The following is a 12033-nucleotide window of genomic DNA, read 5'->3' as shown; positions in this document are numbered from 1 at the left end:
AATTAAATAAAAACCAGGTCATAAGCTAAATTAATTGGGATCTGACCCCAATTAAAAAGTTTGGCATGGATGCTGCAGTGCACTACACTCTTCGGTCTGCGTGAAAACCCCTAGGAGCGCCCATGACTTCGGCCAGTGCAAAAGAACATTTCCAATCGACCGGTCTGTATGACCCCGCCAACGAGCACGATGCTTGTGGTGTCGGCTTTGTGGCCCACATCAAAGGACACAAGACCCACGCCATCGTGACCCAGGCGCTCAAGATCCTGGAAAACCTGGACCACCGGGGTGCTGTAGGTGCCGATGCGCTCATGGGCGACGGTGCCGGTATCCTGATTCAGCTGCCCGATGCGCTGTACCGCGACGAGATGGCCAAGCAAGGCGTGGCTTTGCCACCGTTTGGTGAATACGGCGTCGGCATGGTCTTCTTGCCCAAAGAGCATGCCTCGCGTATGGCTTGCGAACAAGAACTCGAGCGTGCCGTCAAGGCCGAAGGCCAGGTGGTGCTGGGCTGGCGCGATGTGCCAGTGAACCGCGACATGCCCATGTCGCCCACCGTGCGCGAAAAAGAGCCAATCATGCGTCAGATCTTCATCGGCCGTGGCGCCGATGTGATTGTGCAAGACGCTTTGGAGCGCAAGCTGTACGTGATCCGCAAGACGGCCAGCGCCGCCATCCAGAACCTGCGCCTGACCCACAGCAACGAGTACTACATCCCCAGCATGTCCAGCCGCACCGCGGTTTACAAGGGCTTGCTGCTGGCGGATCAAGTGGGCACCTATTACCTCGACCTGCAAGACGAGCGCTGCGTCTCGGCTTTGGGCTTGGTACACCAGCGTTTCTCCACCAACACCTTCCCCGAGTGGCCATTGGCTCACCCCTACCGCTATGTGGCGCACAACGGCGAGATCAACACCGTCAAGGGCAACTACAACTGGATGAAGGCCCGCGAAGGCGTGATGTCCTCGCCCGTGCTGGCCAATGACCTGCAAAAGCTGTACCCCATCAGCTTCGCCGGTCAGTCCGACACCGCCACATTCGACAACTGCCTGGAACTGCTGACGATGGCGGGTTACCCCATCAGCCAGGCCGTGATGATGATGATCCCTGAGCCATGGGAACAACACACCACCATGGACGAGCGCCGCAAGGCTTTCTACGAATACCACGCGGCGATGTTGGAACCTTGGGACGGCCCAGCCTCGATCGTGTTCACCGACGGCCGCCAGATTGGCGCCACGCTGGACCGCAACGGCCTGCGCCCCTCGCGCTACATCATCACCGACGACGACATGGTCATCATGGGTTCCGAGACCGGCGTGTTGCCGATTCCTGAGAGCAAGATCGTGCGCAAGTGGCGTTTGCAGCCCGGCAAGATGTTCCTGATCGATCTGGAACAAGGCCGCATGATCAACGACGAAGAGTTGAAAGCCGGCCTGGCCAGCGCCAAGCCCTACAAGCAGTGGATCGAAAACCTGCGCGTCAAGCTCGACGACGTGGCCGAAGCCCCTGTGCAAGCCGCGGCCTCCGCCGTGCCTTTGCTCGACCTGCAACAAGCTTTTGGCACCACCCAAGAAGACATCAAATTCTTGTTGGCACCCATGGCCTCTGCCGGTGAAGAAGCCATTGGTTCCATGGGCAACGACAGCCCGCTGGCCGTGCTGTCCGACAAAAACAAGCCGCTGTACAACTACTTCAAGCAGTTGTTCGCGCAAGTGACCAACCCCCCGATCGACCCGATCCGCGAAGCGATCGTGATGTCGCTGGTGTCCTTCATCGGCCCCAAGCCGAACTTGCTGGACATCAACCAGGTCAACCCGCCGATGCGCTTGGAGGTCAGCCAGCCTATCCTGGACTTCGCCGACATGGCCAAGCTGCGCAACATCGAGCAAGCCACCAAAGGCAAGTTCAAGAGCGCGACACTCGACATCACTTACCCCGCCTTGTGGGGCCGTGAAGGCGTGGAAGCCAAGCTGGCCTCGCTGTGCGCCGAAGCCGTGGACGCCATCAAGGGCGGCCACAACATCCTGATCATCAGCGACCGTGGTGTGAACGCCACCCAAGTGGCCGTGCCTGCCTTGTTGGCGCTGTCCGCCATCCACCAGCACTTGGTGACGGCTGGTCTGCGCACCACCGCCGGCTTGGTGGTTGAGACCGGCACCGCCCGCGAAGTGCACCACTTTGCTGTGCTCGCCGGTTACGGCGCAGAAGCTGTTCACCCCTACTTGGCCATGGAAACCCTGGCCGCGCTGCACAAAGAGCTGCCCGGTGACCTGTCGGCCGAGAAAGCCATCTACAACTACGTCAAGGCGATTGGCAAGGGTCTGTCCAAGATCATGTCCAAGATGGGCGTGTCGACCTACATGTCGTATTGCGGTGCGCAGCTGTTCGAAGCCATTGGCATCAACACCGAGACCATCAACAAGTACTTCACCGGCACCTCCAGCCGCGTGGGTGGCATTGGTGTGTTTGAGATCGCTGAAGAAGCCTTCCGCATGCACACCGCCGCCTTTGGTGACGACCCCTTGTTGGCCACCATGTTGGATGCTGGCGGTGAGTACGCATGGCGTGCCCGTGGCGAAGAGCACATGTGGACGCCCGACGCGATTGCCAAGTTGCAGCACTCCACCCGTGCCAACAACTTCAGCACCTACAAGGAATACGCGCAGATCATCAACGACCAAAGCAAGCGCCACATGACGCTGCGCGGTCTGTTCGAGTTCAAGATCGACCCCTCCAAAGCTATTCCGCTGGAGCAGGTCGAGCCTGCAGCCGAGATCGTCAAGCGTTTCGCCACTGGCGCGATGTCGCTGGGTTCGATTTCCACCGAAGCGCACGCCACCCTGGCCGTGGCCATGAACCGCATCGGCGGCAAGAGCAACACGGGCGAGGGCGGTGAAGACGCCAACCGTTACCGCAACGAACTCAAGGGCATCCCGATCAAGTTGGGCGATTCCCTGAAGAGCGTGATCGGCGAAGAAAACGTCGAAGTGGACATGCCTTTGGCTGCCGGTGACAGCCTGCGTTCGCGCATCAAGCAAGTCGCTTCGGGCCGCTTTGGTGTGACTGCTGAATACCTGTCGAGCGCCGACCAGATCCAGATCAAGATGGCCCAAGGCGCCAAGCCCGGTGAAGGCGGTCAGTTGCCCGGCGGCAAAGTGTCTGACTACATCGGCAAGCTGCGCCACTCGGTGCCAGGCGTGGGTCTGATCTCGCCACCACCGCACCACGACATCTATTCCATCGAGGACTTGGCCCAGCTGATCCACGACCTGAAGAACGTGGCCCCCCACAGCGACATCAGCGTCAAGCTCGTGTCTGAAATCGGCGTCGGCACGATTGCTGCCGGTGTGGCCAAGTGCAAGGCCGACCACGTGGTGATCGCGGGCCACGACGGCGGCACGGGCGCATCGCCTTGGTCGTCGGTCAAGCACGCTGGTTCGCCTTGGGAAATCGGTCTGGCCGAGACTCAGCAGACCCTGGTGCTGAACGGCCTGCGTGGTCGCATCCGTGTGCAGGCTGACGGTCAAATGAAGACCGGCCGTGACGTGGCGATTGGCGCTTTGTTGGGTGCAGACGAGTTCGGCTTTGCCACCGCACCGCTGGTGGTCGAGGGCTGCATCATGATGCGCAAGTGCCACCTGAACACCTGCCCGGTGGGCGTTGCTACACAAGACCCCACACTGCGCAAGAAGTTCACCGGCAAGCCTGAGCATGTTGTGAACTACTTCTTCTTCATCGCCGAAGAAGTGCGTCAGATCATGGCGCAGTTGGGCATTGCCAAGTTCGACGATCTGGTGGGCCGTGCCGACCTGCTCGACATGAAGAGCGGCGTGGAGCACTGGAAAGCCAAGGGCCTGGACTTCGGTCGCTTGCTGGCTGTGCCACAGGTCGAATCCACGGTGGCCGTGCGCCATGTGGACACACAAGACCACGGCCTCGAAAAAGCCCTGGACAACGTGCTGATCGCCAAGAGCCGCGCTGCCATCGACAAGGGCGAGAAAGTCCAGTTCATGGAAGTTGCCCGCAACGTGAACCGCTCTGTCGGTGCCATGTTGTCCGGTGCGGTGACTAAAGTGCACCCCGAAGGTTTGCCTGACGACACCCTGCGCATCCAACTGGAAGGCACAGGCGGTCAATCGTTTGGTGCGTTCCTGGCCAAGGGCATCACGCTGTACCTGATCGGCGAAGCCAACGACTACACCGGCAAAGGTTTGTCGGGTGGCCGTGTGGTGGTGCGCCCGAGCCTGGAGTTCCGCGGCGTGGCCTCGCAAAACATCATCGTGGGCAACACCGTCATGTACGGCGCAACCACAGGTGAGGCCTTCTTTGCTGGCGTGGCTGGCGAGCGCTTTGCGGTGCGTCTGTCCGGTGCCACGGCTGTGGTCGAGGGCACAGGCGACCACGGTTGTGAATACATGACTGGCGGCACGGTTGCTGTGCTGGGCAAGACCGGCCGCAACTTCGGCGCGGGCATGAGCGGCGGTATCGCTTATGTGTACGACGAAGACGGTGAATTCGCTTCGCGCTGCAACACCGCCATGGTCAGCATGGAAAAAGTGTTGTCGGTGGCCGAGCAAGAAACGCAAGTGGACCGCAAGGTCTGGCACCGCGACCAGGCCGATGAAGCGCAACTGAAGAAGCTGCTGGAAGACCACCACAAGTGGACCGGCAGCCAGCGTGCCCGCGAGTTGCTGGACAACTGGGCCACGGCCCGTGCCAAGTTCGTGAAGGTGTTCCCGAACGAATACAAACGCGCCCTGGGTGAGATCAACGCACGCAAGGCAGCCAAAGCTGCTCAGCCTGTTACTGCCTGAACCGCACGTCAAGAATCGAAGGAAACATCATGGGAAAAATCACAGGTTTCATGGAATTTGAGCGCATCGAAGAGGGCTACAAGCCCGTCACCGAGCGCTTGAAGAACTACAGCGAGTTCGTGATCGGCTTGACGCCCGAGCAGTCCAAAACCCAGGCCGCACGCTGCATGGATTGCGGTACACCGTTTTGCAACAACGGCTGCCCGGTCAACAACATAATCCCGGACTTCAACGACCTGGTGTACCAGGGTGACTGGAAGAACGCGATCGAGGTGCTGCACAGCACCAACAATTTCCCCGAGTTCACCGGCCGCATCTGCCCTGCGCCTTGCGAAGCGGCCTGCGTGGTCAACTTCAACGACGACGCGGTGGGCATCAAGTCCATTGAGCACGCCATCATCGACCGCGCCTGGGCCGAAGGCTGGGTCACACCCCGCCCCGCCAAGGTCAAGACCGGCAAGACCGTGGCCATCATTGGCGCAGGCCCCGCAGGCCTCGCCGCCGCACAGCAGCTGGCTCGCGCTGGCCACGACGTGACCTTGTTCGAGAAGAACGACCGCGTGGGTGGTTTGCTGCGTTACGGCATTCCTGACTTCAAGATGGAAAAGACGCACATTGACCGCCGCGTCGAGCAGCTCCAAGCCGAAGGCGTGACCATCCGCACCAGCGTGCTGGTGGGCGAGTGGCCCAAGGATTCCAAGGTCACCAACTGGGCCAAGGAAACCATTTCTGCCGAGCAACTTAAGAAGGACTTCGACGCGGTGTTGCTCACGGGTGGTTCCGAGCAGTCGCGTGACTTGCCCGTTCCCGGCCGCGAGCTGGACGGCATTCATTTCGCGATGGAATTCCTGCCTCAGCAAAACAAAGTGAATGCCGGCGACAAGCTCAAAGGCCAGCTGCGGGCCGATGGTAAAAACGTCATCGTGATTGGTGGCGGCGACACTGGCAGCGACTGTGTGGGCACCAGCACACGCCACGGCGCGGTCAGCGTCACCCAGTTCGAGGTGATGCCCGAGCCGCCTGAAAAAGAAAACAAGGCGCTGGTCTGGCCTTACTGGCCCATGAAGCTGCGCACCAGCTCCAGCCACGACGAAAGCGCCGAAAAAGGCCTGCTCCAGCGCGAGTTCGCCATTTCCACCAAAGCGTTCACTGGCGAAAAAGGCAAAGTCACCGGATTGACCACGGTGCATGTCGAATTCAAAGACGGCAAGATGGTTGAAGTGCCCGGCACCGAGAAGGAATACAAAGCCGATATGGTCCTGCTCGCCATGGGCTTCACCAACCCGGTCGCCACCGTGCTCGACGCCTTTGGCATCGACAAGGACGCCCGTGGCAACGCCAAGGCCAGCACCGACTTCACGGGCGGCTATGCCACCAATGTGAACAAAGTGTTTGCCGCAGGCGACATGCGCCGGGGCCAGTCACTGGTTGTTTGGGCGATCCGCGAAGGCCGCCAAGCCGCACGCGCGGTCGACGAATTCCTGATGGGCAAAAGCGACTTGCCACGCTGAGGCCATCGGGTTCTAGGTAAAATCCCTAGACCACCAAGGTTTACAAACCGTATACCTTGGTTCGTTAACATCACAAGAGCCGGACACCTCCGGCTTTTGTTTTTCATGAACACCCCATCCACACCACCACTTGTTGAGCTGCGCGACCTGACATTCGGGTACGGCGACCGTGTCATCTTGAAGAACCTGAGCTTCAATGTGCCGCGAGGACAAGTCACGGCCCTGATGGGGGTGTCAGGTGGGGGCAAAACCACCGTTTTGCGTCTCATTGGCGGGCAGATCCGGGCCAGTGCTGGACAGCTGCTGTTTGACGGCCAAGACATCACCCCCATGCGCCAGCCCGACTTGTACGCAGCCCGCCGCCGCATGGGCATGCTGTTCCAGTTCGGCGCCTTGTTCACCGACATGAGCGTGTTCGACAACGTGGCCTTTCCCTTGCGCGAACACACCCGTTTGTCCGAAGACTTGATCCGCGACATCGTGCTCATGAAGCTCGATGCGGTGGGTTTGCGCGGTGCGCGGGATCTGAAGCCTTCCGAGATCTCCGGTGGCATGAGTCGCCGTGTGGCCTTGGCCCGGGCCATTGCGCTGGACCCCGACCTCATCATGTACGACGAGCCCTTTGCCGGTCTTGACCCGATCTCGCTGGGCACGGCGGCGCGACTGATTCGCCGTCTCAACGACAGCCTGGGCATCACCAGCGTGGTGGTGTCGCACGATGTGAACGAAACTTTCGAAATCGCCGACCATGTGGTGATTTTGGCCAACGGTGGTGTGGCCGCGCAAGGCACGCCCGCTGAGCTGCGGGCCAGCACCGACCCGCTGATCCACCAGTTTGTGCACGCTTTAAGCGATGGCCCCGTGCCCTTCCATTACCCAGCACCTACGGCCGCGCAAGACTATGACCGGAGGTCGGCATGATCACCGCTTTGTTGGGCGCTCTAGGCGCATCCACAAGGCAGTTGCTGGCCGACTGGGGATTCGCCGCGCGTTTGTTTTTTAAGTTGCTGGGCATGACGGGCGCAGCCCTCAAGCGCTTTGCCCTGGTGCGCGACCAGATCCATTTTTTGGGCAATTACTCGTTGGCCATCATCACTGTTTCTGGCTTGTTTGTGGGCTTTGTGCTGGGTTTGCAGGGGTACTACACCTTGCAGCGTTATGGCTCTGCCGAGGCGCTGGGTTTGCTCGTGGCCCTGAGCTTGGTGCGTGAGCTGGGTCCGGTGGTGGCCGCTTTGCTGTTTGCGGGTCGCGCCGGGGCATCGCTCACGGCCGAGATCGGCCTGATGCGTGCGGGTGAGCAACTTACCGCCCTGGAGATGATGGCGGTGGACCCGCTGCAACGCATTTTGGCCCCGCGCTTTTGGGGTGGCATCATCGCTTTGCCCTTGCTGGCTGCGGTGTTCAGTGCGGTGGGTATTCTGGGCGGCTATGTGGTGGGTGTCTTGTTGATTGGTGTGGATGCAGGGTCCTTCTGGAGCCAGATGCAGGGCGGCGTCGACGTGTTCAAGGACGTGGGCAACGGCATCATCAAAAGCGTGGTGTTTGGTGTGGCCGTGACCTTCATCGCCTTGCTCCAAGGCTATGTGGCCAAGCCCACCCCTGAAGGCGTGGCCAGTGCCACGACCCGCAGCGTGGTGGTTTCATCTTTGTCGGTGTTGGGTCTGGACTTCATCCTGACCGCGATGATGTTCAGCATTTGAGGAGGACGGCATGCAACGTTCAAAAAATGATGTATGGGTTGGTTTGTTTGTCATGCTCGGGGCCGTGGCCGTGCTGTTTTTGGCGCTCAAGGCGGCCAACTTGCTGACTTGGAGCTTCAACCAAGACTACGAGGTCACGGCCAAGTTCGACAACATCGGCGGGCTCAAGCCCGGCGCTGCGGTCAAGAGTGCCGGGGTGGTGGTCGGTCGTGTCAAGAAGATCGAATTTGACGGCGAGTCCTTCCAAGCCAAGGTCACCTTGGGGATGCAGCCCCAGCACGCCTTTCCGCAAGACAGTTCCCTCAAGATCCTCACCAGCGGATTACTGGGTGAGCAATACCTTGACGTCGCGCCCGGCGCTGACGAGAAAAACCTGGCCGCCGGAGACCGCATTGGCTCCACCCAGTCGGCCGTCATCCTGGAAAACCTGATCAGCCAGTTCTTGTTCAGCCAGGCCGAAAAATCCGCTCCTGAAAGTCAAAAACCATGATCGCCTGGACGAAACGCATGGCATCGCTGGCGATGTTGGCCAGCCTGCTGGTCTTGCAGGGCTGCGCTACCGTGCAAACCGCCGATGCACGAGACCCATGGGAGTCGATGAACCGCAGCGTCTACCAATTCAATGAAGTGGTGGACACGGTCGCCATCAAGCCCGCAGCGCAGTTGTATGTGAAGGCACTGCCCAGCTTTGTGCGCACAGGCGTGAGCAACTTTTTGGGCAATTTGGGCGATGTCTGGTCCATGGCCAACAGTGCTCTGCAGCTCAAGGGGCAGGCCACCGTGGAGACCTTCATGCGCATTCACGTGAACACGTTTTTGGGGCTGGGTGGCTTGCTGGACGTGGCGACCGAAATGCGCCTTGAAAAACGCAAGGAAGACTTTGGCCAGACCCTGGGCCACTGGGGCGTCAAGCCCGGCCCCTATGTGGTGCTGCCATTGCTCGGGCCGTCCACCTTGCGTGACAGCCTGGCCTTGCCGCTGGACATGCAGGGTGATGCGTCACAGCGGTTCTCGGACGAGGCCACTCGCAACGCTTTGACCGCCACCCGCATTTTGGACATCCGCTCGGGACTGCTGCAAACAGTGGACGTGGTCAAGGCTGCATCGCTGGACCCCTATTCTTTTGTGCGGGATGGCTATTTGCAAAAACGCCGCAACGACATTTACGACGGCAACCCCCCATCGAGTTTCGACTACGGGGACGGAGTTTCCGACCCGAAATAAGCCCGTTACAGTTGTTCACACGCATGTTGGCCGCAGGCCCTATAGTTGTTTCATGTTCAAAACCGATACCGCAATTTTCCTGAGCCGCCGCCATGTCCTGGCGGCCTCTTTGGCCGCCAGCTTGTTGGGGGTGTCCGGCCAGGCCATGGCCGCCGACGAGGCGCCCGAGGCCTTCATTCAGCGCGTCACCAACGACACGCTCAACACCATTAAGGCCGACAAGGCGCTGCGCAACGGCGACATCAACAAGATCATGCAGCTGGTCGACACGCAGCTGATGCCGCATGTGAACTTCCGCCGCATGACCGCTCTGGCCACGGGCCCGGCCTGGCGCAAGGCGACGCCCGAGCAACAAAAGCGCTTGCAAGAAGAGTTCAAGGTCTTGTTAGTGCGCACCTACTCGGGCGCCCTGAGCCAGATCACCGACCAAGTCGTGGTGGTCAAGCCCTTGCGGGCCGGTCAGGACGACAAAAACCTGGTGGTCAACACCGAGGTGCGTGGCAAAGGGGACCCGATTCAGCTGGACTACCGCCTCGAAAAAACCCCGGGTCAAGGTTCTGGCTGGATGATTTTTGACCTCAACGTCTTGGGCGTGTGGCTGATCGAAAACTACCGCAACCAGTTCACCAAAGAAATCAATGCCGGTGGCATTGACGCGCTGATCGCCAGCTTGGCCGCACGCAACAAGTCCAACGCCAAGGCGTCTTGATTCGTTTTGGTCATGAGTCCCCTGAAATTACCCGCCACCTTGCTGCACGATCAGGCCGATGCCTGTTTGGCGCTGTGGGCGTCTCAATTGGCGCAATCGACTACCGCTTTGCCGCACGAGGTGGCACTCGACGCCTCGGAATTGACGGAATTTGACTCCTCGGCGCTGGCCGTGCTGCTGGGTTTGCGCCGGTTGCTGGGGCACAAAGGCAGTGCTTTGCGGGTCGAGGGCATGACGCCGCGCCTGCGCGAATTGGCCAGTTTGTATGGGGTGATGGACCTGCTCCAACCCGTTTGACTGCGCGGTTTCCGGGTCTTTTGGGGCCGATCTTCAGGCTTGGCCCCGCGGTATGTGGGTCAGCACTTAAAATAGACGTCTCTCATGCCAGCGCTCTCTTTTCAATCCGTCTCCAAGATCTACCCAGCCAAACAGGCGGGCGCAGCCACGTTCAAAGCGCTCAACCAAGTCAGCTTTGATGTGGAGGAGGGCGAATTCTTTGGTCTGCTCGGTCCCAACGGTGCGGGCAAAACCACCCTGATCAGCACCTTGGCGGGCCTGAGTCGACCCACCACCGGGCGTGTGTTGGTGCATGGCCACGATGTGCAAAGTGATTACGCCGCTGCACGCCGCCTGCTGGGCGTGGTGCCACAAGAGCTGGTGTTTGACCCCTTTTTCACGGTGCGCGAATCGCTGCGCATTCAGTCGGGCTATTTCGGCGTCAAGAAAAACGAGGCCTGGATCGACGAATTGTTGGAGAGTTTGGGCTTGGCCGACAAGGCGGGATCCAACATGCGCCAACTCTCAGGCGGCATGAAGCGCCGTGTGCTGGTGGCCCAAGCTTTGGTGCACAAACCACGTGTGATCGTGCTCGACGAGCCCACTGCTGGGGTCGATGTGGAGCTGCGCCAGACTTTGTGGGCCTTCATCGCCAAACTCAACAAGCAAGGCCACACCGTCTTGCTCACCACCCATTACCTCGAAGAGGCTGAGGCCCTGTGTGGCCGCATTGCCATGCTCAAGCGCGGCCAATTGCTGGCGCTCGAGCGCACGTCTGACTTGCTGCGTTCGGCCACCAGCCAAGTGCTGCGTTTCAAGCTCGACGGCGACTTGCCGCCTGCCGTGGCCGCCATCGCCCGCGTCACGGGCCGCATCGTTCAGCTGCCCGTGCACAATGCGGTCGAGATTGAAAAACACCTCGCCACCATACGCACCGCTGGCTTGGTCGCTGAAGATGTTGAAATTCGCCAAGCCGACCTGGAAGACGTGTTCCTCGAAGTCATGAACCGCAAACAAACCGCCGCGGGGGCCCTGGCATGACCGGCTGGCAAACCCTGCTCTACAAAGAGGTGCTGCGTTTTTGGAAAGTGGCTTTCCAGACCGTAGGGGCCCCCGTGCTCACCTCGGTGCTGTACATGCTCATCTTCGGCCATGTGCTCGAAGACCACGTCAAGGTCTACGACAGTGTGGCCTACACCTCGTTTTTGCTGCCGGGCCTGATGATGATGGGCGTGCTGCAAAACGCTTTTGCCAACAGCTCGTCGAGCCTGGTGCAAAGCAAGATCATGGGCAGCTTGGTGTTTTTGTTGCTCACGCCTTTGTCGCACCGCAGCTGGTTTGTGGCCTATGTGGGCTCTTCGGTGGTGCGCGGGCTGGCCGTGGGCTTGGGCGTCTTCGTCATCACCGGCTGGATGGTCAACATCACCTTCGTCAACCCGTTTTGGATTTTGGCCTTTGCCGTCATGGGCGCGGCTTTGATGGGCTCTTTGGGTGTGATTGCTGGGCTGTGGGCCGAGAAGTTTGACCAAATGGCCGCCTTCCAGAACTTCATCATCATGCCCATGACGTTTTTGTCGGGTGTGTTTTATTCCATCCAGTCCTTGCCGCCGTTTTGGCAAAAGCTCAGCCACCTGAACCCGTTTTTCTACATGATCGATGGCTTCCGTTATGGCTTTTTTGGCCAAAGCGATGTTTCCCCATGGATCAGCCTGGCGGTGGTGGGCACTGCCTTGGCCGCCATCAGTGCCTTGACCCTTCACCTTTTGCGCATCGGCTACAAAATCCGAAGCTGAAAC

Annotated in this window: 10 protein-coding genes; all 10 read left to right on the top strand. The window is 59.9% G+C overall.

Annotated elements, in window-relative coordinates:
* The first annotated feature begins 122 nt into the window (after positions 1-122).
* The 10 genes from L63ED372_RS12950 (at position 123) to L63ED372_RS12905 (ending at position 12030) form a co-directional block, all read left to right on the top strand.
* Entirely contained in the window at positions 123-4817 is a 4695-nt protein-coding gene (locus L63ED372_RS12950) for a glutamate synthase-related protein (protein WP_062406374.1), read from the top strand.
* 29 nt (positions 4818-4846) lie between these two features.
* Positions 4847-6328 carry a glutamate synthase subunit beta gene (locus tag L63ED372_RS12945; protein ID WP_062406372.1) on the top strand — a complete coding sequence of 494 codons (1482 nt, stop codon included), beginning with the start codon at positions 4847-4849 and terminating at the stop codon, positions 6326-6328.
* Between the two features lie 105 nt (positions 6329-6433).
* On the top strand, positions 6434-7249 hold the full coding sequence (locus L63ED372_RS12940; RefSeq protein WP_062406370.1) for an ABC transporter ATP-binding protein: 816 nt from the start codon (positions 6434-6436) through the stop codon (positions 7247-7249).
* Positions 7246-8028 (top strand): lipid asymmetry maintenance ABC transporter permease subunit MlaE, encoded by a 783-nt coding sequence (gene mlaE / locus L63ED372_RS12935; protein ID WP_062406368.1) that lies wholly within the window; start codon positions 7246-7248, stop codon positions 8026-8028. Before L63ED372_RS12940 ends, mlaE begins: the two co-directional genes overlap by 4 nt.
* Positions 8029-8038: 10 nt before the next feature.
* Positions 8039-8518, top strand: coding sequence for an outer membrane lipid asymmetry maintenance protein MlaD (gene mlaD, locus L63ED372_RS12930; RefSeq protein WP_062406365.1), 480 nt, complete (start codon positions 8039-8041; stop codon positions 8516-8518).
* Positions 8515-9252, top strand: a complete 738-nt coding sequence (locus tag L63ED372_RS12925) for an MlaA family lipoprotein (RefSeq protein ID WP_062406363.1) — start codon at positions 8515-8517, stop codon at positions 9250-9252. The genes mlaD and L63ED372_RS12925 overlap by 4 nt, the downstream gene beginning before the upstream one ends.
* A 52-nt stretch (positions 9253-9304) precedes the next feature.
* Entirely contained in the window at positions 9305-9961 is a 657-nt protein-coding gene (locus L63ED372_RS12920; protein ID WP_062406361.1) for an MlaC/ttg2D family ABC transporter substrate-binding protein, read from the top strand.
* Positions 9962-9973: 12 nt separating this feature from the next.
* The gene (locus L63ED372_RS12915; protein WP_062406359.1) at positions 9974-10258 is read left to right on the top strand and encodes an STAS domain-containing protein; all 285 of its coding nucleotides are present in this window, start codon (positions 9974-9976) and stop codon (positions 10256-10258) included.
* A gap of 84 nt (positions 10259-10342) precedes the next feature.
* Entirely contained in the window at positions 10343-11278 is a 936-nt protein-coding gene (locus L63ED372_RS12910) for an ABC transporter ATP-binding protein (protein ID WP_062406357.1), read from the top strand.
* Positions 11275-12030 (top strand): ABC transporter permease, encoded by a 756-nt coding sequence (locus tag L63ED372_RS12905; protein ID WP_062406355.1) that lies wholly within the window; start codon positions 11275-11277, stop codon positions 12028-12030. The genes L63ED372_RS12910 and L63ED372_RS12905 overlap by 4 nt, the downstream gene beginning before the upstream one ends.
* Positions 12031-12033 lie beyond the last annotated feature (3 nt).

The organism is Limnohabitans sp. 63ED37-2, from assembly GCF_001412535.1.
Lineage (GTDB): Bacteria > Pseudomonadota > Gammaproteobacteria > Burkholderiales > Burkholderiaceae_C > Limnohabitans_A.
This window is presented reverse-complemented; position numbering and strand designations above follow the sequence as displayed.

Excerpts from the sequence above, each read along its gene's own strand:
- L63ED372_RS12950 (WP_062406374.1), top strand. The coding sequence starts at position 123 with ATGACTTCGGCCAGTGCAAAAGAACATTTCCAATCGACCGGTCTGTAT.
- L63ED372_RS12945 (WP_062406372.1), top strand. The coding sequence starts at position 4,847 with ATGGGAAAAATCACAGGTTTCATGGAATTTGAGCGCATCGAAGAGGGC.
- L63ED372_RS12940 (WP_062406370.1), top strand. The coding sequence starts at position 6,434 with ATGAACACCCCATCCACACCACCACTTGTTGAGCTGCGCGACCTGACA.
- mlaE (WP_062406368.1), top strand. The coding sequence starts at position 7,246 with ATGATCACCGCTTTGTTGGGCGCTCTAGGCGCATCCACAAGGCAGTTG.
- mlaD (WP_062406365.1), top strand. The coding sequence starts at position 8,039 with ATGCAACGTTCAAAAAATGATGTATGGGTTGGTTTGTTTGTCATGCTC.
- L63ED372_RS12925 (WP_062406363.1), top strand. The coding sequence starts at position 8,515 with ATGATCGCCTGGACGAAACGCATGGCATCGCTGGCGATGTTGGCCAGC.
- L63ED372_RS12920 (WP_062406361.1), top strand. The coding sequence starts at position 9,305 with ATGTTCAAAACCGATACCGCAATTTTCCTGAGCCGCCGCCATGTCCTG.
- L63ED372_RS12915 (WP_062406359.1), top strand. The coding sequence starts at position 9,974 with ATGAGTCCCCTGAAATTACCCGCCACCTTGCTGCACGATCAGGCCGAT.
- L63ED372_RS12910 (WP_062406357.1), top strand. The coding sequence starts at position 10,343 with ATGCCAGCGCTCTCTTTTCAATCCGTCTCCAAGATCTACCCAGCCAAA.
- L63ED372_RS12905 (WP_062406355.1), top strand. The coding sequence starts at position 11,275 with ATGACCGGCTGGCAAACCCTGCTCTACAAAGAGGTGCTGCGTTTTTGG.